This window comes from Pseudomonadales bacterium, from assembly GCA_041395945.1.
Lineage (GTDB): Bacteria > Pseudomonadota > Gammaproteobacteria > Pseudomonadales > Azotimanducaceae > SZUA-309.
The window spans coordinates 2,185,018-2,205,846 of the sequence record JAWKZN010000001.1; the positions used below are offsets into that span (position 1 = coordinate 2,185,018).

General features: G+C 61.3%; 17 protein-coding genes. 9 read left to right on the top strand and 8 right to left on the bottom strand.

All coding sequences use genetic code 11. From position 1 onward, the window contains the following. Positions 1-60: 60 nt before the first annotated feature. Positions 61-921, bottom strand: a complete 861-nt coding sequence (locus R3E82_10165; GenBank protein ID MEZ5551243.1) for a hypothetical protein — start codon at positions 919-921, stop codon at positions 61-63. 137 nt (positions 922-1,058) lie between these two features. Here R3E82_10165 and R3E82_10170 point away from each other — a divergent pair, with 137 nt between their 5' ends. The 5 genes from R3E82_10170 to R3E82_10190 all read left to right on the top strand — a co-directional run bounded on the left by R3E82_10170 (position 1,059) and on the right by R3E82_10190 (position 7,455). Then, on the top strand, positions 1,059-2,651 hold the full coding sequence (locus R3E82_10170) for a sulfotransferase (GenBank protein MEZ5551244.1): 1,593 nt from the start codon (positions 1,059-1,061) through the stop codon (positions 2,649-2,651). 85 nt (positions 2,652-2,736) lie between these two features. Then, positions 2,737-5,094 carry a TonB-dependent receptor gene (locus tag R3E82_10175; protein MEZ5551245.1) on the top strand — a complete coding sequence of 786 codons (2,358 nt, stop codon included), beginning with the start codon at positions 2,737-2,739 and terminating at the stop codon, positions 5,092-5,094. A 285-nt stretch (positions 5,095-5,379) separates the two neighbouring features. Then, the gene (locus R3E82_10180) at positions 5,380-5,769 is read left to right on the top strand and encodes a BlaI/MecI/CopY family transcriptional regulator (GenBank protein ID MEZ5551246.1); all 390 of its coding nucleotides are present in this window, start codon (positions 5,380-5,382) and stop codon (positions 5,767-5,769) included. A 2-nt stretch (positions 5,770-5,771) separates the two neighbouring features. Continuing rightward, the gene (locus R3E82_10185) at positions 5,772-6,785 is read left to right on the top strand and encodes a M56 family metallopeptidase (GenBank protein MEZ5551247.1); all 1,014 of its coding nucleotides are present in this window, start codon (positions 5,772-5,774) and stop codon (positions 6,783-6,785) included. A 55-nt stretch (positions 6,786-6,840) separates the two neighbouring features. Beyond that, positions 6,841-7,455, top strand: a complete 615-nt coding sequence (locus R3E82_10190; GenBank protein ID MEZ5551248.1) for an energy transducer TonB — start codon at positions 6,841-6,843, stop codon at positions 7,453-7,455. Between the two features lie 84 nt (positions 7,456-7,539). Here R3E82_10190 and R3E82_10195 read toward each other — a convergent pair whose 3' ends face one another. The 7 genes from R3E82_10195 to R3E82_10225 form a co-directional block, all read right to left on the bottom strand. Further along, positions 7,540-8,367 carry a patatin-like phospholipase family protein gene (locus R3E82_10195; protein MEZ5551249.1) on the bottom strand — a complete coding sequence of 276 codons (828 nt, stop codon included), beginning with the start codon at positions 8,365-8,367 and terminating at the stop codon, positions 7,540-7,542. A gap of 44 nt (positions 8,368-8,411) precedes the next feature. Next, positions 8,412-9,704: an alkyl sulfatase dimerization domain-containing protein gene (locus R3E82_10200; GenBank protein ID MEZ5551250.1), complete on the bottom strand. Its 1,293-nt coding sequence runs from the start codon at positions 9,702-9,704 to the stop codon at positions 8,412-8,414. Positions 9,705-9,873: 169 nt separating this feature from the next. Further along, positions 9,874-11,943, bottom strand: coding sequence for a peptidase domain-containing ABC transporter (locus tag R3E82_10205; GenBank protein MEZ5551251.1), 2,070 nt, complete (start codon positions 11,941-11,943; stop codon positions 9,874-9,876). A gap of 3 nt (positions 11,944-11,946) precedes the next feature. Then, positions 11,947-13,230, bottom strand: coding sequence for an HlyD family efflux transporter periplasmic adaptor subunit (locus R3E82_10210; protein MEZ5551252.1), 1,284 nt, complete (start codon positions 13,228-13,230; stop codon positions 11,947-11,949). After that, complete coding sequence (locus R3E82_10215) at positions 13,223-14,206, bottom strand: hypothetical protein (GenBank protein MEZ5551253.1); 984 nt, start codon at positions 14,204-14,206, stop codon at positions 13,223-13,225. Before R3E82_10215 ends, R3E82_10210 begins: the two co-directional genes overlap by 8 nt. 142 nt (positions 14,207-14,348) lie before the next feature. Next, a complete protein-coding gene (locus tag R3E82_10220; protein ID MEZ5551254.1) occupies positions 14,349-16,901 on the bottom strand; it encodes an MMPL family transporter in 2,553 nt (850 codons plus the stop codon). A gap of 5 nt (positions 16,902-16,906) precedes the next feature. Next, positions 16,907-18,067 carry a glycosyltransferase gene (locus R3E82_10225; GenBank protein MEZ5551255.1) on the bottom strand — a complete coding sequence of 387 codons (1,161 nt, stop codon included), beginning with the start codon at positions 18,065-18,067 and terminating at the stop codon, positions 16,907-16,909. Positions 18,068-18,283: 216 nt separating this feature from the next. On the opposite strand from R3E82_10225, the gene R3E82_10230 reads away from it, so the two are divergent. The 4 genes from R3E82_10230 (at position 18,284) to R3E82_10245 (ending at position 20,810) form a co-directional block, all read left to right on the top strand. Next, a complete protein-coding gene (locus tag R3E82_10230) occupies positions 18,284-18,733 on the top strand; it encodes an SRPBCC family protein (protein MEZ5551256.1) in 450 nt (149 codons plus the stop codon). A gap of 72 nt (positions 18,734-18,805) precedes the next feature. Further along, positions 18,806-19,240 (top strand): GntR family transcriptional regulator, encoded by a 435-nt coding sequence (locus R3E82_10235; GenBank protein ID MEZ5551257.1) that lies wholly within the window; start codon positions 18,806-18,808, stop codon positions 19,238-19,240. Then, positions 19,240-20,139: an ABC transporter ATP-binding protein gene (locus tag R3E82_10240; protein MEZ5551258.1), complete on the top strand. Its 900-nt coding sequence runs from the start codon at positions 19,240-19,242 to the stop codon at positions 20,137-20,139. Before R3E82_10235 ends, R3E82_10240 begins: the two co-directional genes overlap by 1 nt. After that, positions 20,136-20,810: an ABC-2 transporter permease gene (locus tag R3E82_10245; GenBank protein ID MEZ5551259.1), complete on the top strand. Its 675-nt coding sequence runs from the start codon at positions 20,136-20,138 to the stop codon at positions 20,808-20,810. The genes R3E82_10240 and R3E82_10245 overlap by 4 nt, the downstream gene beginning before the upstream one ends. Positions 20,811-20,829: the final 19 nt, after the last annotated feature.

Sequence of the window (20,829 nt, forward strand, 5' to 3'; positions counted from 1 at the left end):
GGGAGCGTAGCACCCGCCGGGTTGACTGGCATTTCCATGCTCTTCCCGAAACGGACGCGCTTAGAAAGATCCGGCTTCAGACTCGCTGTGTTCAGCGCTTTCCCGTTCATCCCGCCACTGAAAGACGTTGAGTTCGATGAACACAAAGGCGACCAGCCATAGAAAGGCGTCCCAGAAGTCGAGGAATACACCGACCAGACCCCAGTAGAGCGCGGCGCCCAGCAGTGTCGGATAGAGAACGTACTTAGACCAGCGGCTGAAAGACCGCCAGTAGCCGATGAGGCGATGCTCGAACTGCAGACGCACATCCAGTTCCAGCAGTGCGACCACCAGTATCCAGGTACCGGAGTTGATCACATCGGTCCAGGCCAGCCGAACGGTGGCTCTCCATGTATCCGGCTCGGCAACCACCAGTCCGGAGGCGGCCACGCGCAGATCGCCGCTCGCCACCAGCTCTGCACAGTTTCCTGTGGTCAGCGTCTCGAACTCATCCAGATCCAGGAGTACGGCCATCCCATCCGGAATCCCGGCACACAGATCCGGCAATGCCTCAAGATCATATGCCGACAATCCGATGGCCTTGCTGAGATAGCCGTAAAACGCATAGACGACGAAGAAATAGCAGAGCCCGCGCATCAGCCGCAGGGTATGAAACACAGGCGGTGTCAGTCTGTCGTCGGGTATCTGATAGGTCTCGAGTTCGAACATCGCCAGCAGCAGTACCCAGGCCAGCGTGTCGATGCTTGCCGCGAAAGTGACGATGACTTCCGCAAGCGGCACTTCACCGGAAAACAGATATTCACTGGCTTCCCATTCATCGAGAAAGAACAGCAGGGTGTTGAATGCCAGCAGCGCATAAACGGTGAACTTCAGGCGCTCGTGCCACGCGGTCCATGGATGAACTTCGACGCTGGCGGACATCAGTGCGGCCGCATGCCGGTACTCGGTGAACTCAAGGTATTGCCTGTCGCTCGTCTGGGCCCTGGTGGAAGGATAATGCCATGATGATTGGGGTTTGCTAGTGTAGCCCGCCTCATCAGCCCGACAGCCTGCATCAAGTGCCTGATCCCTCCGCCCAGTTGCAATCAACCCTGCAGGCCCGCCTCCGCGAAGGCTATGAACATCTGATGGCGGGTCGCATCATCGAAGCGTCGGAGTGCTGCAAACAGGTACTGGCCCTGAAGCCCGACCTGGTGCCCGGACATTTCCTGGTGGGGCTCGTCGCGCTGGAGGCAAAGGACCGCAAGACGGCTTTCCAGGCCTTCGGCTCGGTAACGAAACTCGACCCCGGGCACAGCGCAGCCTGGGCTCAGCTCGCCCGTCTGTTCATGGGTGAAGGTCAGGTCAATCGAGCAGACGCAGCTCTGCAGGCGGCAACCGCGCGGCCGGTGCGGGATCCGCTGGTACAGGACCTGCTCGGCACCGTGTATTCACTGCTGGGCGAATACGATCAGGCGCGACGCTGGTACGAATCCGCAGTCGCGGCTCGGCCCGGCCATCCGCCGTTCCTCATCAATCTGGCCAACAACTTCATCTATCACGGCGACACGACTGCCGCGATCCGCATCCTGCAGGAGATTCTGACCATCCAGCCGGACAATCCCCAGGCCCACTGGTCGCTGGCGGGTGCACGTAGAGCCAGGGACGAAAAACATCTCGAGGAGATGGCCACCCTGCTCTCGCGCAAGGACATCCACCCGCGATCTGCCGCTTTTCTTCACTACGCCTCGGGAAAAGAGCGGGAAGACCTGCAGCAGTGGGATCCGGCCTTCCAGGCATTTGCAGCCGGCGCCGCAGCCCGCCGTCAGACCGTCGAGTACGACGAGGCGACTGAAGTCGAGATGTTCGAGTATCTGGAGGCCACCTTCACAACCGAGTGGCTCAACCAGGCGCCAGCGGGACATCCGGATGCTTCCCCGATCTTCATTCTGGGCCAGCCCCGCACCGGCACCACTCTGATAGAAAGGATCATTTCCAGTCACAGCGAGGTGCACGCTGCCGGTGAACTGCAGCAGTTCAGCCTTGCCATCCGCAGACTCAGCGACCATCGCGATCCCCGGCGCTTCACCGCCGGGCTCTTCGAGGCGGCATCCGGAATTCCGCCACGACGCCTGGGCCAGACCTACCTCGACACCACACGGAAAGTACGGGGTACGACTTCGAGATTCGTGGACAAGCTGCCCCAGAACTATCTGTGTCTGCCGCTGATCCTCAAGGCATTGCCCCAGGCCCGCATCCTGCATCTGACCCGGGACCCCATGGATGCCTGTTTTGCAGGTTTCAAACAGCTCTTTGCCGACGCCTATCTGCACTCTTACGATCAGGAGGAGATGGCCCGGCACCATGTCCGCTACCACCGCCTGATGGCAACCTGGCGTGAACGATTCGGTGACCGATTTCTCGATGTGTCCTACGAAGACACGGTGGCGGACCTGGAACCCAACGCCAGGCGCATCATCGATTTCCTCGGGCTCCCCTGGGAGGCGGCCTGTCTGAATTTTCACGAGCAGGCCACCGCCGTATCCACTGCCAGTGCGGTCCAGGTGCGGGAACCGGCACATACCCGTTCGGTCGGCCGCTGGCGGCGCTATGAGACGCACCTGGCACCGATGCGGGCGATACTCGACGCGGCGGGAATTGGCCCGGGCTGAGGCCGGCGAAGACAGCTGGAATGAAGAGTGGATGCGCGACACATTCACTGGTTAGAATCCCGGCACACTTCACAGGAGCAGCTTCATGGGGCGGCCACTCAAATCCCGAGCCCGGAATCCCTTTCTACTGTCACCGCTGACACGTGCGGTCGTTGCCTCGATGATGGCAGGTGGCGCCACGGCGCCGGTGTTCGGGCAGGATGTGATCGAGGAGGTAGTGGTCACCGCGACCAAACGCTCCGAGTCTGTGAAGGATGTGCCACTCGCCATCACCGTGCTGACCGGTGATTTCACCCAGAAGCGCAATCTCGACGATGTGAAAGACCTGGTGTCCTACTCGCCCGGCGTGTCAGGCAACAGCAAGGACAGCTTCATCGATGCGATCAGCATCCGCGGCATCCGCACCCAGGACTTCGGTGTCGGTGGCGACCCTTCCGCAGCCTTCTTCAAGAACGAGCTTTACGAAGGCCGCAATGGCTCCGCAGTCACCAGTCTCTACGACATGGAGCGCTCCGAAGTACTGCGCGGTCCCCAGGGCTTTCTGTTCGGCCGCAATTCCATCGGCGGCGCCTTCAGCCTGCACACGCGTCGTGCCCGGGTCGGAGAGACCGGCGGTTACGTCAACCTGGACCTGGGTGAGAACAGCCGGGGCGTGGGCCAGGGCGCGCTCAACATTCCGATCACCGATCAGCTTGCCACCCGACTCGCCGGTTACTTCTCTACCGAAGACGGCTACGTGAAAAACGCCTCCGGCGGCAAGGACCTCATCGAACACGAGAAACTGGCGCTGCGCTGGTCCACCGCATTTCACACGGAGCGCCTGAGCATTGATACCACGGTCGAATACGAGGACCGTGAGCAGTCCGGCTCCGTATATCGGGCTATCGATGAAGGCGACACCTGGGACACCCTGGAAGCCGCGCTCGGGCCCATCTCTCTGAGCGGCGGCAGCTACGACGCCGACTCCGACCTCACCTGGGGAGAGGCCGACGACGCCGAAATCACCAATCTGGAAGCACGCATCGAATACGACTTCGATTTCGCAACCTTCACCTCGATCACCGGCTACAAGGATCACGACTACTACTACAGCGAGGATTACGACGGCACACCGCTGTCACTGAGCAACTACCAGCAGGATCAGGAAGGTGACTACTTCCAGCAGGAGCTGCGCCTCACTTCGGACACCGACAGCGCACTGAGCTGGTATGGCGGTGTGTCCTACTACCGGGAAAAGATCGACACCATGTTCGCCTTCCGCGGCAGCGAGGACGCTTTCTGTCAGTACTACGGCTATGCCTACAACGGCATGACGTTCACCGGCTGCCAGGATCTCTACGCTTACTATGGCTCACCCTTTACCTCTGCCGCAGACGGCCATCTCTCCGAGACCAGTCGCATCAAAGGCACCTATACGGGCTGGAGCACCTATGTCGATCTGAACTACGCCTTCACCGACCAGTTCGATGTCGGTGTCGGCGTGCGTTACACCGACGACAAAAAAGACTTCAGCCTCAACGTGCCCACACCCGAAAGCGACCTGGGGCCCTACTGGGCCTATGGGTTCAGCACCGCCGGCTACGTCAGCGACACCAAAAGCTGGGACGATGTGCAGACCCGGGTGGTGGCGAGGTTCCGCCCCACAGACAATGCCACCTTCTGGGGCAGCTACACAGAAGGATTCAAGTCCGGCGGCTTCGGCAGTTTCGCGCTCGAAGACGCAGACGGTGTGGGAGTCGGCGGCGGTTTCACGGATGCCAGTCAGGCAGACGGGTTCCGGCCTAACGCCTTCGACCCGGAGACAGCGGATGCCTGGGAGGTCGGCTACAACGGTTCCCTGCTGGATCGCGCAGCCTCGGTCAGTCTGACTGCTTTCTACTACCAGTACGAAGATCTGCAGGTCGTGGTGTTTGATGGCGGCGCGTCCACTGTGAAGAATGTCGGCAAGGTCGACAGCTGGGGTGTGGAAGGCAGTATCTCCGCCGCCCTGGGCCCCTACTTCGACATCTACCTCGCGCTGTCTTACCTCGACTCTGAAGCGAAAGGGCTGGAAGACATCTGCGGGCTTTCGGATCCGCTGGGCTGTGAGAACAGCTCCCTGTTCTGGGCGCCGGAATGGACCGGGGCCCTGACCCTCGACGGCAGCTATCCGATCAGCCGCGGCGGAGCCATTACCGGCGCCTTTGAAATTTTCTGGGAATCGGAGCGTGGCGGTGGCTGGGAAGATCTCAGCGAAACCAGGATCGATTCCTTCGCCGAGGCGACAGTCCGAGTCGGCTACGAGGCACCTCAGAACTGGCGTATCGAAGCCTATGTGGAAAATCTTTTCGACGAAAACACCTGGGATGGTCTGAACAACAACGGCGGTGTGGTCCCGTCACATTTCTTCGGACCCTTGCGACCGCGCTTCTTCGGCGTACGCTTCAACTGGGAGTGGGACTGACGATCCAGCGCCGGCTCCACCGCGGCAGCTGAATCTGCCGCGGCAGCTACGCCCTCAACCGGACCGACGAACCCCACAGGCCTGGCTTCCCCGCCGTGACACGCCTCTCGCGCCTGCTGGCCGGCAGGGTTTCCGGTTCTCACCCGGATCATTCATAGAACCAAACAGTCTCACCCCACTCAGACTGCCGCTTGCTTTTGTAGCGTAGCGTCTGCTACTTTTTTAGCACGATGCTACAAAAGTAGCACACCGTCCGGAACAGGCGCTGGTAAACGAAAAAGGGCTATGGCTTCGAACGAACACATCAATCTCACCCGCCGGGAACGGCAGATCATGGACGTTCTGTATGCACGCGAACGGGCAACAGCAGCAGAGATCCTCGCGGATCTGCCGGACTCCCCGAGTTACTCCACCGTGCGCGCCCTGCTCAGAAAGCTGCTCGACAAGGGTCACATCGATTTTGCACAGGATGGGCCCCGCTACCTGTACCACCCGGTACTGAAAAAGAGTCAGGCATCGGCAAATGCGCTGCGCCGCCTGCTCGACACTTTCTATGCCGGCTCAACGGGAGCTGCAGTCATGGGTCTGCTGGGACAGCAGGGAGAAAAACTGTCACCCGCAGACATTGCCCGGATCGAAGCCGAGCTGAATGCACTGAAAGCGCGGAAGAGGTAAGCATGCCGACAACCCGTGAAATAATCCTGCTCGCCTTTCTCAGCGGCGCGCTCGTGCTCATCTGCACCAGGGCATTCAGCAGCAACCCCGCAACGCGCAGATGGCTGATCATCCAGCTCATAATGATCTTCTGTTGTGCTCCCGTGCTACTCAAGCTGCTGTCTGCGAGCTGGTCGATCGGTATCACCGGGGCCGGCCAGTGGATGCCGGACCGCACGCTCCCTGCAACAGCCGTCTTCCTCACAATCGGCCCGGGGATCATCCTCGTGATTCTGCGACTGGCGCGCATCTTTCACGATCGCCTGGGTATTTCCCGACTCCCGCTGCAGCGATCGGAACACCTCACCGAGCTGACCTCGGCCCTCAGCCACGCTATCGGTTGCAGACGATCCATTGAAATCAGGAGCGGTCTGCCGCCCTGCTCAACCAGTCTCGGCAGAGCAACCATCATCCTTCCTCCTGAGTGGGTGCACTGGCCGGAGCAGTCCCTGCGCAGTGTGCTCGCACATGAAATCGTACACATCCGCAGGCGGGACGATCTCTGGCTGAATCAGACAAGACTGGTGAGTGACTTTTTCTGGTGGCTACCCTGGCTGCGGAGGCTTCCGGGCCACTTCGAAGCGGCGATCGAGGAAAGTTGCGACGACCTTGCAACAGGCATTGTCTGCAACACTCCCGCCTATCTCGAAACCCTGTACGTAGTCGCAGCCACTGCCCGTTCTCCCAGTGCGGTCTCCGCGGGCGGATCGGATCTCCTGCGTCGCTTCCGGAGATTCAACGGCTTACGTGATGAGCAGGTGGATTCCCGCGGTCTGTTCTGGTCCTGTATTGGTGCCCTGACCCTGACTACAGGATTGTGGACGGTGAATCTCACAGAACCCGCGCTACGGAAGACTGACGACATGCGCGTAGTCGCGCTCATCCGTTCCGGATCTGACAGCCAGATGCTGGCAGTCAGCCTGCAACCCCAACCCTGGACAGCCCCGGAACTGGAGGCGGGGACCGGCCCACCCTAAACAACTGCTCAGCAGTTTCTCTTACTCAACCCGCAATCAACTCCGGGAGGCAGCCATGCACACCCTCAACCCCTCTTTGCCCAGAATTTCTGGCGCCATGCTTCTGGCAGCGCTGACCACCGCGGCTCTGCTGATTCTCATGCACGATCTCATTCGAATGCGCGGAGCAGTGCCCGATATGAAGCCGGTGACAGTCATCACCGAGATTGTGCGGATCCCGGAGCCTCCGCCGATAATTGACAAAAAGCCGATTCAGCCACCGTTGCCGGTCGATCCGCCACCTGTCGTTCTCATCAGACCCACTGAAACCGGGGCGACGGGCGGCGTGGAGATCGGCAATCCACCGCCTTCCAGCGCACCACCACCGACGATCGGAGGCATCCTCGTCGCCAGCGGAGACTACCTGCCGATCTTCAAGGTCCGACCCGACTATCCGCATTCTGCGCAGCGACGCGGTATCGAGGGCTTTGTTGTGCTGCGCTTTACGGTAGACGAACTGGGCCGGGTCATTGATCCGGAAATCGTCGAGTCGGTACCTCGGGGGGTATTCGATCGTTCCGCTCTCGAGGCTGTGGTGCGGTTCAAATACAAGCCTCGCAATCTCGACGGCTCACCTACCCGGGTGAGCGGTGTACTGCACCGCATCACCTACGGTCTCGACAAGAGCTGAGAGACGCTGCCTTCTTTTTGTTTCGTCAGTCCTTCTGTATAAGCCGCCACCAGCACGAGTCGGGGGAGTCGATGGATGTGCGGCTTATCGGCCGATCGCAGCGAGTTTTTCCTCGAGCTCTCTACAGGCAGAGGCTGTCTGCTCATAGATTTCCTGGACCCGGTGGAATTCGAGCACTTTGATCCCTTCAATCGCCACGTCCACGTAGATGTCAGGGGGCCGTATCCTGAACTTCGATTTCAGCACCGCTTTCTGGGCGATCTGAAAAGAGTTGAAGAGACTCTCGGTATACGAAGGCAACAGGTCCTCCCCCGGCCTGCGATGCCCGATAACATCGATCGCGATGACCACATCGCACTCCTCCTGCAGCGTGTCATAGGGCACCGGATTCACCAGGCCACCATCAATGAGCACCCGGCCATTTTCAACCATCGGCTTGAATATACCTGGCAGGGCGAAGCTCGCAGCAATGGCGGGGCCCAGCTCGCCGCTTGCAAAAATCACCTCCTCACGTTTCCAGAAGTCCGTCGCAACCACCTTCAACGGAATTTTCAGATCCTCGAACCGGCTCACACCAGCCACTTTTTCGAAATCCGACAGAAACTTCTCGATGTTCAGCAGGCTGCCACGGGCAATGTCCAGATCGATGAAATCGAGCCAGTCGAAGAGCTGGCCGTTCTGACCTGCTCTGATGAGATCACGTAAGGTTCGAGGCACACGGGTCAGTTCGTCCACCGCTTCACGCATCGCCCCGGGAGACATACCTGAAGCATAGAGCGCGCCGATGATCGCACCGATGCTGGTACCGGCGACCGCGCTGGGCCGGATACCCGCCTTTTCCAGCACTTCCAGCATCGGAATATGGGCGAGTCCCTTTGCGCCACCACCGCCCAGCGCGACCCCGTAGCGCATGGCTCAATCGCTCCCTGCAGACCGCCACAGGCGGCAATGACAGATCAAGGCGCTGCTTCCGACTTCACACGGGATTCATTCGCCGCCGCCCCGAAGATGCCCTTCGCCATCAGCGAGGATTCCACCCCCCGACGCTGCTGATAGACCTCGGCGCGGATGGCGTGAACGGCCCTGTTATCCGGTGCCGCCATGGCTGCCATTTCCACCAGATGACAGGCCAGCCTCGGATCACTCGCGGCGATGGCCTGTCCCCGTTCAGCGAGTTTCTGCGCACCACCCGCGAGCCCGGCGAGTTCCTTTGCCAGCGCTGCATCAGGTGCGGGTTTCAGATGGGCCGGGTTACCGTCGTACCAGCCACCATACAGCCGCCACAGATTACGCACGATAAATTCCGGCTCATCGTATATGGGTCTCAGGTAGGGTTTTTCCAGTACCGCAGAGTCGATTTTTACCGCGTGTACGATGTCATCCAGACGGGCGCCTTCGTTCATGAGTGTCACTGTTTCCTTCACCAGATATTCCAGCGCGTCTGCCACATCCGTCAGCACCCGGTGGATTCTTTCGCGGCCACTGATCGGCAGACCGTGGGCAGGCAGCAGCAGCTCCGCACCCTGTTCGGCCATCGCCCGCATGGCTGCCGCCCACTCCGCAGGATAACGCTGCACCTTCTGCGGATTGCCTGCATTGGGAAAGCACCAGATGAAAAAATCACCCGAGCAGATGGCGCGGTGCTCGGGTATCCATGTCCAGGTGTGGTCATCAGTCTCGCCCTTCGCATGCTTGAGTTCGAAATCGAGCCCGCCGATGTTCAGAGTCAGATGGTCACGGTAGGTCAGATCAGGTCTCGAAGCCGCCTCCGGCAGAAATCTGTCGCCATCACTGAGGCCATAGCCCCGCCGGGAAAACTGTCCGAACTGGCGCTCGTTGATTGCCAGGTTATAACCGTTGGTAAGTTCATAGCGGTCGAATCGGCGTGGCACGTTTTCGTGTCCTGCCACCCGGGGGCGCGGATGGTTCCGGTTCTGCGCATCAGCCATGAAGGCCCCGCAACCACCGACGTGATCGAGGTGGCCGTGAGTATAGACGAGCGTATTGAACCGCCTGTCCCGCCAGCCACGAATGGCATCCACCACCCGGGTACCACCCTGAGGTCCACTGGTATCGAAGGCAACCAGACCATCATCGGTGTCGAACAGCACGCAATGGGAGAAGGCCTCCACCACCGCGACATTGTCCGCCACTTCAGAGAGCTGGAAATTGATCCGATTTACCGGTCCGACCTCTTCGGTTGTCAGGCCCTCATCGATGATTCGAGTTGACAGTTCCAGCAGCGACATGGCGGCTCCCTTATGCAGTGATCCAGCGCAACATACTAGCAGCCGCTGCCGCTTCACGGCTTGAGGCACGCGCTCGACGTTGCCTGTATTCGGAACCAGCCGCCAGGCTGGGGTGGTGAGGGGGCCACAAAGCCTGGAAGAACCTCTTTCCAAGCTCCCTGGCCGGCTGTCAGCCCATCTGCCGTACCTCAACCCCCAGTTCGCTCGGCAGCCCGGCTGCGTGGCTGGTGAACAGACAGGTCAGGGACATCTCCCGCAGGTTGTCCAGCACACGTCGTTCCGTCCGGCCATCCAGATGGGCGGTCGCCTCATCCAGCAGGAGCAGCCAGGGCCTTCGATAGAGGGCTCGAGCCAGCAGCAATCGCTGCTGCTGGCCCGCCGACAGCACAGAGCCGAGCTGGCCGAGGCGGGTTTCGTAGCCCATCGGCATGGCAAGTATGTCCGCGTGAATCTCAGCAAGTTGGCAGACGCTCTCCACGGCAGCCAGATCCGGCTGCAGATCGAAGAAGGTAACGTTCTGGATGATCGAGCCGGACAGCAGCACGTCGGCTTCGGTAATCGTGGCGATCCCTTCCCGGATCTGCCGGATTCCGGCGCCGGTGAAAAGCTGACCCGCGATCCGCACCTCGCCCTGCTCCGGGTTGAGCAGTCCGGCGGCGAGTTTAAGCACGGTGGACTTTCCACAACCCGAGGGACCCTGCAGGCAGAGCCATTCACCTTCCGGCACCGTCATATTGAAGTCCTGCAACACGTACGGCTCACCTTCGCCATAGCGATACCAGAGACCGCTCAAATCCACAGCACCCTGCCGACGCACACTGAAGCCACTCTCTGCCAGCAGTCCCTGCTCCGCAGGCGTCTGAGTGATGTCGGCTATCCGTTCGAGGTGTACGGTGAGCATGCGATAGCGCAGGGATTCATCGATCAGTGCAGTGAGTGCGGCACCGAAATGGTTCTTGAAGGCCACAAATGCATAAAGCATTCCGATCGTCAGTTCTCCCTCGAGCACCGCGTGAGCCCCGGCAAAAACCACCAGAACATTCTCCAGACCGGTGATCAGCCCATGACCCGCATCGAAACCGATCTGCAGTCTTGCCACTTTGAGATCCGCACTTCGCGCAGCTGCCAGACGATTGAGCCAGATGCCTCCAACCTCGGCTTCCCGACCCGCCGCCCTGATGCTGGGAATGGCATGCAGGGTTTCGAGAAACTGGGAGTCCGCCAGCGCACCGGCACCGATGGCTTCTTGGCTGCGTACTTTCAACCCGGTAAAGGTTGCCATCCTGAGCAGCAGATAGACGGCAAAGCTCACCAGCACGATCAGACTCAGCAACGGCGAATACAGCAGCATCATGACCAGGGTGGTGACCGCCAGCACACCATCGACTCCGGCACTGATTGCGCCACCGGTGAGGAACGCCTGTACGGGTTTCACCGATTCGAAACGCGATGCGACATCGCCCGAACGCCGATGGGCAAAATAGCCACTCGGCAGTCGCAGCAGGTGCTGAAACAGCGAAGCCGCCATGCCGATTCCGAGGCTCACCGCCGCGTGCTGACCGATCCAGTCGCGCAGACTTCGGGTGGCCACCCGAATCAGCAGCAGCAGCCCGAATCCCGCAGCCAGCACCCAGAGCAGGTGCAGGTTGTGCTTGACCAGGACATCGTCAACCACGAGCTGCAGATAAAAAGGCGCTGCGAGCGCAAAGCACTGAATGAGCCCCGACAGGAGCAGAATCTGCAGCAGTGCCGGCCACAGATTTCTCAGCCCGCCTGTCAGGGATCTCAGGCTCAGGCCCGGAGTCGGCACACGGGGCTTGAATCCGGCCCGGGGAGAAAGCTCCACAGCGATGCCGCTGAAGTGCCTCGACAGTTCTCCGGCACCATAGCGGCGTACGCCGAGCGCGGGATTGTGCACGATGGCCCGCCCGCGCCGATCTATCCGGCGCAGCACCACATAGTGGTCGAGATCCCAGTGCAGCAGTGCGGGGCACTGCAGCCGCTTCAGTTCGTGGAGATCGATGCGCAGCGGACGCCCGGCCAGCCCCACACCGGCCGCAATTTTCAGCAGCAGTTTGAGACCGGCACCGCGCAAAGAGATCGCGTACTGCTGTCGCAGCTCAGGCAGGGAGTAGGACCGACCATGGAATCCGGCAATCATGGCAATGCAGGCGAGACCGCACTCGGAAGCTTCGGACTGCAGAATCACAGGCAGCCGGTTGGGGCGGCGCAGGTCCATGGCTCAGCCGCGCTCCGCTGTCAGTAGAGGATCCAGCAGCGGTTCCAGAAGCCATTGCATCAGCGTGCGCGTTTCGAGCTCCAGCTCCGCAACGAAACGCATGCCCGCGCGCAGCTGACCGCTGCCCCGGGCCGATGCGACTTCCTGTCGGGTGAGCCGGGCTTCGCCAATATAGACGGCCTCTTCGACCCGGTATGCGCCGATGGTTTCACCGGCTTCGGTGACGGTGCGGTTCAGTCCGACAAGGCGGGCAGGCTGGGTCCCGAAGTGCTGATGGGGAAAGGCGTCGAAGCGCAGATGCAGCCTCTGCCCGGGCTCGACAAAGCCCGCCGCCCGGTCGGGCACAAGCAGCCTGGCCCGCAGTTCAGTGGCGGAAGAGACGATGTCGAGAAGAGCCATCCCACCCTGTACCACCATGCCCGGATGCGCTTCGAGCGCCTCCACCGAGCCGGCTTTGGGTGCCAGCAGTACCCGCTGACCGCCTACTCTGGCGGTGTCGTGCTCCAGCTGCAGCTCCGCCCGCCGTGCGGCCAGCTGAGATTGCGCCTCATCGTGCAGTGCGTCTGCTTCCGCCAGCCGCAGCCCACCGGAGGTCCGCTGCACCTGTACAGTCGCGATCTGACCTTCCAGCGCAAGCAGCTCTTCCTGCAATCCCAGCACCAGGGACTGGTGGTCCATCCAGTCCAGATCGGAGATCACTCTGCGCGCGTGCAGCCTCTCGAGGGAGCCACTCTTTTCCTGGGCGAGCCGCAGGCGCTGCGAGCGCAGCTCACGCGCGACCTGCAGACGACCCAGTTCTGAGTCCAGCTGTTTCAGCTCCAGACTGAGCCGGTTCCGGCTCAGTACATGCTGATCCTCAACGCCCCGCTGCTGGGTTTCGAGATGGGCCAGGCGCGCCGCGAAGCCATCGTTCAAACGCTGTGTCAGCGTGCGCACGCGGGAAGCACCATCCCGCCCGGCACCGTCCAGCGCGACCAGATTCTCAACCGTCAGCAGAGGATCTCCCGGGGCGACCCGACTGCCCGGGGTGACATGCAGGGCAACCACCACACCGCTGCCGGCATCGAATCGGACTCTGGCGGTGGCCTGCTCGGCAAACAGAAAACCGTACGCACTGACGCTGCGTGCGTGAGTTGCGGTGCAGAGATAAATCAGGGCGAGTGCCGTAGTGCTGAACAGCAGCAGTGAAAGCAGCAGGGGCGCACTGCCCGGACCAATCCAGGCGTCACCCAGGCCCTGGTCCTGGCGGCCCGCGTAGACTTCGACCCGGAACAGACTTTCAGACAACGGCCTGCTCCCGCGCATCGCTGCCTGCATCCGCGCGCGGATCGATGCACGCATCGCCCGACGGAAACCGAGCCAGCATTTCAGGCAGCAGAGGCCAGTGATGCCACTGGGCCGGACGGGTGCGAATGGCCTGTTCCGCAAAATCCGCCAGCTGCTGAAGGATGATGTCCCGACCCTTGCCTGCTGTGCCCGCCAGCACTCTGCCAGCCCTGATCTCCAGACATCCCCCCTCATCGAAACCGGTAACAACGGGCAGCATGTCTGCACCCGCTTTCATCGCCAGCTCCGCGGGCCCGCAAACCATCTGCACCTCGCGGCCGAACAACCGTACGGGCGCAGTGCGCCCCCAGCGCCGGGTCAGGTCATAGAGCACTACCACCACCGCACCACGTTTCAGCGCCCGCAGCGCACTGAACGCGGTCGTGCGATCGTGACGCAGAACGTCGAAACGGATACCCGCCCGGGAGAAGGCCGCGAAAGCCGCACCTTCCCCGGGACTGGCTTGCCGCCTGCGGAGGATGACCACCCGCCGCCCCTGCAGACACTGCCCCAGCGCCGCGAGCCCCCGGAGGTAGTCGCCCATATGAATCGACGCCATCAGGATGCCCCGCGAGGTGCCCATGGAACCGGACAGAAAAGCACCCAGCGCCGCTTCGTCCAGCACCCGCGCCTGCCGCTGACCCGGTCGGGAATCCGCCCGGGCAGACTCTCCGAGCCACCCGGCCCGGGCAATCGACCGGTAGTAGAGCCAGTCAGCGGCCAGCGTCAGCGCATCGGCGGCAGGTTCTCCCAGAAACTCGGCGAACAGAGCGGCCATTCCCGAGCGGAGCCGAGGCGCCTTCGCTGCCAGCAGCCTTGCTGTGATCTTCCGGCGCAGCGGGTGGCCGATCCCGCAGACCTGCAGCCCCGCATCCAGCCGCCGGGTATGCCGCACCAGCCGATCAACGGCAGAACCGCCACTCGTTAAGGAAGACATGAACGACACATGAAAGGCAGATCCCACTCACCAGGCCGAACGCACTGGCAAGTTTCCGCACCCCGGTCCTGCGGCAACAGCAGTCGACGCCGCTGCCGGCTGGAGGACATTCCCCTGCAGGGCGGCCAGGCCGGTCAGCGTTTCAGCGCAGCCTGATGACCTTGAGCAGGGCCGGCAGTACCACAAAGGTCGCCAGCAGCATCAGCGAGATCGCAACAAACAGCAGCAGGCCGATTGAGGCTGCTCCCTTGTGCGGACTGAAGGAGAGAGAAAAGAAGGTGCCGATGGTGGTCAGTGCACTGATCAGTACCGCCCGGGCGGTGCTGGATTCAAACAGTGCCTGAATGCTCCCCGACACCTGATAGCGATGCACCACATGGATGCCCGCATCCACACCCAGGCCGAAGATCAGCGGCACCACCAGGATGTTGGCCATGTTCAGGTTCAATCCGGTCACCTGCATGATGGCAAAGGAAAACAGCGCAGCCAGTCCCAGCGGTACAAACACCAGCAGGGGTTGCCAGAGGGCTCTGAAATAGACCACCAGCAAACCGAAAATCAGCACCACAGACAGCACGACCGCCTCGAGGAAAGATTCCACGGCTACCCCGCCGACACCCCACTCGACCACCGCCCTCCCCGCGATATTCGGCGCCACTGCGGATACCGCTTCAATGAAGGCGGTGGTCTGCTCCCGACTGATCAGCGGCAGTTGCGGCTGCACGCTGAGCAGATGGCGCCCATCCGGGGTAATGAGCCGGGCGAGCAGATCCTCTGGCAGATCTTCCAGCCCGAAAACCGGTGCACACGCCATGCGCCTCAGCATCTTCAATTCGGAGGCTAACTGAACGCCTAAGGCTTCCGACAGTCGCCGATATGCTTCCAGATCACCGCGCAGCGCGCGCAGCCCGGCGATGAACGCCCGGTAGTTCGGCAACTCTGCCGGACGCACCCTGTCCTCCACTTCGCTGAGATAAGCCACCGCTTCATCCAGACCGGCGAGCGCGTCCGGACTCGTGTCACCGGCCTGCACCGGTTCGATGGTGTCGAGCAGGGCCGCCAGAGCAGCAAGCCTTTCGGCCTTTTCCGCCTGTTGCACCGGCACGAGGTCTGCGGGTGTCTGCACCGTGCCCACCTCGGGGATCTGCTCCAGCCGGGCTTTCAGGGCACCCACTGCTGCAGCACCCGGCGCCATGACCATGATCGAGTAGTCGGTGGCGACACCGTCGCGCTGCAGTTCCAGTAGAGTGCTCATCGCCTCAGTAGACGCATCGCGCATCGCCAGCACGCTGTAGTCGAAGCGCAGATCCCGGGCAAACCACAGCGCCACCAGCGACAGGCACAGGGTGATCAGGAGGATCAGCCCGGGCCGCGCACCCAGGACCGGCGCAGGCAGTCCGCTGGAAGATCCTGAAGTCCGGGGAGTGCCGAACACAGCATAGAGTGCGGGTATCAGCGTCAGGGTCAGGCTGAATGCAATGAACATGCCCCCGGCAGAGATGATGCCGAGTTCTCCCAGACCCCGATAATCGGTGGGTACGAAAGACAGAAAGGCGACGGAGGTCGTGAGCGCACACAGCAGCAGGGCCGGACTGATGTCCCGGGCAGCCGTCTCCACTGCATCGGGGGTGTGACCGAACTCCCGGCAACGCAGAGCGTAGTGCACGGCGAAGTCCACACCCAGACCGAAAAACATCACCACAAAGATCAGTGCCAGGGTATTGAAGCTGCCAACCGCCAGTACCGCGAAGCCGAGGGTGAGCACTACGCCGACCAGCAGCACCAGGAATATGACCAGAATCGTACGCAGGGAACGCACACCCACGCCCAGAATCAGTGCCAGCAGAAACAGCGACAGGGTACCCGCCAGCCCGATGCCTTCCAGCGCCGCACCGATCTCCTCATCCGCCAGCACGACTTCTCCAGTAAGCCGGACCTGCACACCCGACTCGGCCGGCTCCCTCGCCAGCAGTTCCCGCAACTGCGCGATGAGCTGCGCGTCCGGCTGACTTCTGTCCAGGTGCTGCGTGCCTTTCAGCACGATGACCAGATGATAATCGGCGCCTTCCTCCGGCACCGGATCCAGATGCGGGTAGGCTTCGAATTCAAGGACCGGCGGCGAGGACTGAAAACTGCGGGCAATCGACGCCAGGGGATGCTGCAGTGGCAAACCGGGCGTCGCGGCAACCTGATCCGCCAGGGTGAATGCTGCGTTGACCAGGTCCGCCCCTTCGGCGAGCCGCAGCATCACGCCGTAGTCGTAGCGCACACCTTCCAGCCAGTCTTCGAGATCCCCCAGATCCAGGTAGTAGAGGCGCTGTACTCGAAAAAAATCATCCAGGGCTGGTGCGTATACGAACTCGAACGCAGGCTGGTCACGCAGCAGATCGAAGATCCGTCGCGCGCTGGCATCGACGGCAGACACGTTCCGTCCTGACACCACGACCACCGCTGTGCCCTGCTGCTCCGGAAACGCTGTCTTGAAGGCCTCGTTGTCCGCATACCAGCCCAGCGTCGCAGCCGGTCGGATCAGCTTGCTCATATCCGAATCGATGGACAGGAACTGCCACGCCAGCGCCGCAGCGGAACCGGTGAGAACGGCGACGACGCTCAGGGTGGTCAGCGCATTGCGTGCACACAACGCCACCCAGCGGGCGAGCAGGTTACCGATGCGCGTTTCGAGGTGGCCTTCCAACGCTGCTACACACCCCTGTGCTGTTGCCGCTCGATGTGGACGCTTTCACTGACTCCACAGAGTGCACGGTAGATATCAGCCAGCTTTTTCACAGATTGCGGGTGGGAAAGCTGTTTCGCCGCGCGCCGGTTGGCGGTGCCCTGCTCGAGCTTTTCCCGGGGATGGGACAGCCAGTAGTCAATCCGCTCACTGAGATCTTCCACATCACCAACTCGAAATCTCTCGCGCGGTTCAACCACCAGATCCGCACAGGCGCTGTCCGGCGCATCCGATACCACGACCACCTTGCCCGCGGCCATGGCTTCGGTGACAGACATGCCTTCGAGTTCAATGGTGCTCGTGTGCACAACCAGATCCGCAGAACCGAGCAGTCTGAGCAGGTCTGCCTCCTCGAAGAAGCCGATTCGAACCTCGATGCCCAGCGCTGCCGCCAGACGCCTCAGACGCTCCTCACGGGGCCCGGCACCGGCAAGCGTCAGCTCTATCCGATCCGAGAATCTGCTCTGCGCAACCGCCCGCAGCAGAACTTCATGCTGTTTCTCCGGGGCGAGCCGGCCAATGGAAAGTACCCGGAAGCGGTCGTCCTCACCCGCTGTTTCCGGCACATCGAAAAACTCTGCCGGGACTCCGTTGGAGATCACATGAACGGGTGACTCGACCCCGTGTTCCCGCAGCATCCTGGCACCGAACTCCGAAGGAACGACCACGCTGTCGGCCCGGTTGAAAAAACGCGCTGTAAAAAACCGGTAGAGCAGGTTCCGCATGAACCGGCTGGTGACACCCAGATTCAGCAGGATGTTTTCCGGCTGCACATGAAAAGAACACACCACAGGTATTCCCATGCGTTTCGCTTCACCAATGGCCGCATGGCCGAGAAAAAAAGGGAACTGCACATGCACCACATCGCAATCCTGCAACGCTGCTCGCAGCTTCGACCGCTCCGGTCGCGCCAGTGGTGCCCGCATGGTGTTGATGATGCGATTAAACCCGGGAATCGACAGCCTCTGAAAGGCGGCACTGTCGACTGCCGGGTCCGCATCGATCGCCAGTACCCGTATCCTGAATCCGGAGGCTGCGAGAGCGAAGATGAAGCGACGGGTGGATACCACGGTCCCGTTGAACGGCAGAGACCATGGATCGACAACCATGGCGATCCGGAGCGACAAGAGTTTCTCCTCAGCTGGAGGGTGCAACCGATGCCAGGACCGGATGCTCGCAAGCCCAAAGCCCGGATTGTCCAGAGATCCGACTCGAGGAGCAACTTGCGCGCCCGGACGAGGCCAGCCGTGCGCAAGGCAGCCTCAGTGCACCAGTTGCCTGAAACTTCTGCCTGCTGCATCCTGAGACTTCCGCGAAGCCCGCGAGGGTGCCCCATCTCAACCATGCAGGATCGCATCGAAAAATCTGTCGAGCTCAACGCCCCGGTGTCGCGCGTATGGCGTGCACTGACAGACCATGAAGAATTCGGTACCTGGTTCCGCGCCCGTCTGGACGGGCCCTTCGCTGTCGGCAGAGTGACCAGGGGCACCATCACCTACCCGGGCTATGAACATATGAAGTGGTGGGCGCAGGTGGCAGTGCTGGAACCGGAGCACAGGTTCGCCTTCACCTGGTGTCCTTACTCGGACGATCCCGATGCAGAGCCCGACAGCACACCCCACACCCGGGTGGACTTCGTATTAAAAGAAACTGCTACCGGTTGTCATCTCACGGTGTCCGAATCCGGTTTCAGCGCACTGCCGGACGATGCCCGCAGAGCCGAAGCCATCCGCATGAATACCCAGGGCTGGGAAGAACAGGTGAAGAACATCGCCGCTCACCTCGGCGTCTGAACCCCGGAACTGCCCGCCCGTAAAAATAAAAGCCGGATCTGTCGTTGTGCATGTGTATATACTGTGTATACTGTGCATGCGTCTAATGACACCACCACTAAGGCGGGCGTTCTGACCACGGAACACACGGATTTCATCCTTTCCCAGGCCGACGGCCGCCCCATGTATCTGCAGATCATGGAGCAGATCCGCCAGCGGGTGGCGGTGGCCGACTGGCCAGCCGGCACCCGGCTGCCGTCGATCCGGGAGCTGGCTGTGGCACTGAGTGTCAGCGTGATCACCGTGAAGCGCGCCTACCTCGAACTCGAGCGGGAAGGCTTCATCGTGACCCGGCAGGGCAAGGGTTCCTGGATCAGCGAGCGTGTCGATCAGCGGGCGGTGCAGAGGCAGGAACTTCTCAAGGTGCTGGAGCAGGCGGCGGCGCTGGCACGGAGCGCCGGTGTACCTGCGCAGGAACTTCTCGAATTGTTGTGTGAGCGAGTCGAACGAACGAAGGAGCAGCTGTAATGGAAAACGCGATCGAATGCCGTGGTGTCTTTAAAAAATACCCGCACTTCACGCTGGATTCGATCGACCTCCTGGTTCCGACCGGATCGGTGATGGGTTTCGTGGGACCCAATGGCGCGGGTAAATCAACCACTCTGCGCATCATCATGGGGCTCGTGCACCAGGACCGTGGCACAGTCTCTGTGCTCGGGCATTCCATGCCGGCGGCACAGATTGCGGCGAAGTGGGACATCGGCTTCGTCTCCGAAGACATGAGACTGCACCCCGGCCAGACCATCGACTTCCATCTGCGATTTCTCGCCTCGATTTACCCGAACTGGGATGCTGCCTATGCAGACGTTCTGCTTTCCCGATTCGGTCTGATCGCGAGCCAGAGGATCAAGGGTCTGTCCCACGGTCAGCGGGTCAAAGCCAGCATCCTCATGGCACTGGCGCGTAAACCCCGACTGCTGGTCTTCGACGAGCCGACCACGGGTCTCGATCCCCAGGCGCGTCACCAGATACTCGATGAAATGTCGGCGGTGCTCGCTGATGCAGATCGTTCGATTCTGTTTTCCTCACACAACACGCTGGATGTGGAGCAGATTTCAGATCAGATCACCTTCATCGATGCCGGTCAGATACTGTTTTCGGAAGACAAGGAAACGCTGCTGGAGCGCTGGCGTCGCATCCGGCTCGAAGTACCCGATGGGTATTCCCTGCCGGTGATTCCCGGAATCGAAAGCATTCAGCGCAACGGTCACATCGCCACGCTGACGGTCAGTGCCTTCCGGGACGGCTTCTGCGAGGCCTTGAGCCAGGCAGGGGCAACCGTCAGCCGGGTGGATCGGCTGACGCTGGAAGAAATCTTTCTCACGAACGTGCCGATGCATGGTATGCAGAAGAAGGAGGCTGCATGAGTAATTCGATCGTGAAACAACTTGTGCTCAAGGATCTGCAGATCCTCCGGATCCCAACCTTCTGCTGGTGGCTCGGCGGCATGGCATCCGTGCTGGTCGCCATCTTCGGTGGCTCAGCCCTGGGAACCGCAAGCTTTATCCTGTTCGTCACCTGTATGGCCGGTGCCGGTGTGCATGCCGCCATGCTGTCCACCGTGGAAGAACGCCGTGAGCAGGTGCTCGCCTTCATCATGAGTCTGCCGATCAGTGTCAGGGAGTACACGTCCGCCAAACTGATAGCCAACATGATCTGCTTCGGCATCGTCTGGCTCACGCTCTCGGCTGCCAGTTTCGTGGTCTTCCTCGGGGATGAAGGTCTTCCCGATGGCACGCGCCCTCTGCTGGTCATCATTCTGCTCGGAATTCTGCTCGCCTACACGATCATCCTCGCCACGGGACTCATCTTCGAAGCGCTGGGACCCACCATCGTGGCCACCGTGGCAGCCAACATCGGTACTCAGATCTATATCTGGATCCTTGCCGAACTGCAGGGCATTCGAGCTTATATCGGTAGCGACGAAGCGGTCTGGAATTCGACCGTAGTCAGCGTGCTGGCGATACAGGCTGCAGTGATCGTCGCCCTGCTGGCCGGCACCTACTTCCTGCAGGCACGCAAAACGGACTTCCTCTGATGATCTGCCGCATTCCGGC